A 2,441-nucleotide genomic window follows, 5' to 3' on the forward strand; every position below is an offset into this window, starting at 1 on the left:
GAGTGCGCCATGGAAGCGCCTTGATGTATTCCCGGCTGAGCCGGGAGGAATTCGGAGAATATTCCTGGGCTGAATGACTTACCTGGAGTCGAAAGACAAAGGGGACCGTAGCATGTCAGGAAAGCGGTGGCCGGGTCCAGGTATCAGGGGCGGTGCACCGCGAGGCCCGCGCGATACGGCGAAAGCTGGATTGCCTGAATCCCAATCTCCAGTTGGTTAAAATACGGACCCGTCGGCACGATACCTGGAGCCGACGCTGTCTCCTGCATCGGCCATTTCTGCCAGCCGAAGCAACTCCGGGAGGCAGGGCGATTCCCAGCGAGGGAATTCAAGGAGATGAGTGGGGCGCCTAAGTCGCGCTAGATACGTACATCAAGACGAACCATGGGATCACCTAAAGGGCGCGAGCCCCATGGTGACGGAGTGCCCGTAGTAGTCGCAGGAGTAACGACCTGCCAGGGAGGGCGGGAAAGCCGCTCACAGGGCCAAGGGGCACAGGTGATATGGATCGACGGGACCGGGAGGTATGCGTAATGCAGAGCGCCGAAGCGGTACTTGACATCCTTCGTGAACGAGGTAGGCGTAACCTGCCGTGCAATGAGCTCTATCGACAAATGTTCAACCCGCAGTTGTATCTACTGGCCCATGGCCGCATCTACTCCAACAAGGGGGCGATGACGCCAGGCGCCTCAGGGGAAACCGCAGACGGCATGTCGCTGGAAAAGATCGGACGTATCATCGATGCGCTACGCCACGAGCGATTCCGATTCCAGCCCGTCAAGCGTGTCTTCATCCCGAAAAAGAACGGGAAACGGAGACCACTGGGCCTGCCGCCATGGAGAGACAAGCTGGTGGGCGAGGTGATGCGCCTCCTCCTGGAGGCCTACTTCGAGCCCAGCTTCTCCGACCATTCACACGGTTTCCGTCCCCGCCGGGGCTGTCACACCGCCCTGAGCGAGGTGGCACGTGCCTGGACCGGGACGACATGGTTCATCGAGGGTGATATCGCCAAGTGCTTCGACTCACTTGACCATGAAGTGATGCTCGACATCCTGGGCGAGAGAATCCACGACAATCGGTTCCTGCGGCTCGTGCGCAACATGCTCCGAGCCGGATACCTGGAAGACTGGACCTGGAACGCGACGCTAAGCGGCGCGCCGCAAGGCGGGGTCCTCTCCCCGATCCTGTCCAACATCTACCTGCACAAGATGGACGACTTCGTCGAACGAGTCCTCATTCCGGAAAACACCCGAGGGCAACTCAGGGCGAGAAACCCTGAGTATCGTCGGGTGGAAGCGGCTATTCAGCGAGCACGAGGGCGCGGTGATCGCGCCGAACTACGTGCTCTGCGCAAGCGGCAGCACAGTCTCCCGAGCCAGGACATGTCCGACCCGGGATATCGCCGACTGCGTTATGTGAGATACGCCGACGACACCCTTCTCGGGTTCGCCGGACCCAAAGCCGAAGCCGAAGAAATCAAACAGCGACTGGCCCGGCTCCTACGTGAAGACCTCAAGTTGGAACTGTCCCAGGAAAAGACGCTGATCACCCACGCCAGAACCGGCAGGGCGCGATTCCTCGGCTATGAGATCTCCGTCCAAAGGAACGACCGCAGAGCGGAACGGAAACGAGGCAGTCGGCGCAAGCGCCGGTCGACCAACGGAACCGTTGCACTGCACGTCCCCAAAGAGGTGATCAAGGCAAAATGCGCACCATACTTGGCACGCGGGAAACCCGCGCGGCAGCCCTCGATGTACCGCCTCGACGACTACACAATCGTCAACATCTACGGCGCCAGGTACCGCGGAATCGTTAACTACTACCTGCTGGCCGGTGACGTCTTTCGACTGAACCGGTTGCATTGGGTCATGCAGTCCTCGCTGCTGTGCTCCCTGGCGGACAAGCACCGCTCGACCATGTCGCAGGCGGCCCGGAAATACAAGGCCACCATCGACACTCCGGCCGGGCCACGCAAGTGCCTCCAGGTCAGCATCTCCCGGCCTCCGAGCAGGAAACCGCTGGTCGCGCAGTTCGGTGGAATTCCACACAAACGGCACAAGGTCGCAGTCCTGACCGACCGTGACCCCGTCCAACGGCTGGCACCACGACGCGAGTTGACCAGACGGCTACTGGCCGGAACCTGCGAACTCTGCGGACAGACCGCAAAGACCCAGGTCCACCAGATCCGCAGACTCGCCGACCTGGACCGGCTCGGGCAGACGCAGCCCGACTGGGCCGTCCTCATGGCAAAGAAACGGCGTAAGACCCTCATGGTCTGTCCGCCCTGCCACGAGGGCATCCACGACGGCCACGAAACCGCAGTTCACGAACATCGCTGGAGAGCCCGTTGCGGTTAACGCCGCACGACGGGTTCGGGAGGAGGCCGCTGGGAAAAGGACCAGCCCTGCGGGCTGGCACCTCGCCCGGCGGCCCACCTCACG

1 protein-coding gene is annotated in these 2,441 nt (G+C 61.7%); it reads left to right on the forward strand.

Annotated elements, in window-relative coordinates; genetic code table 11:
* The first annotated feature begins 533 nt into the window (after positions 1–533).
* Entirely contained in the window at positions 534–2,357 is a 1,824-nt protein-coding gene (locus KBZ10_RS28895) for a reverse transcriptase/maturase family protein (protein WP_210990704.1), read from the forward strand.
* Positions 2,358–2,441 lie beyond the last annotated feature (84 nt).

The organism is Streptomyces sp. F63, assembly GCF_018070345.1.
GTDB lineage: Bacteria > Actinomycetota > Actinomycetes > Streptomycetales > Streptomycetaceae > Streptomyces.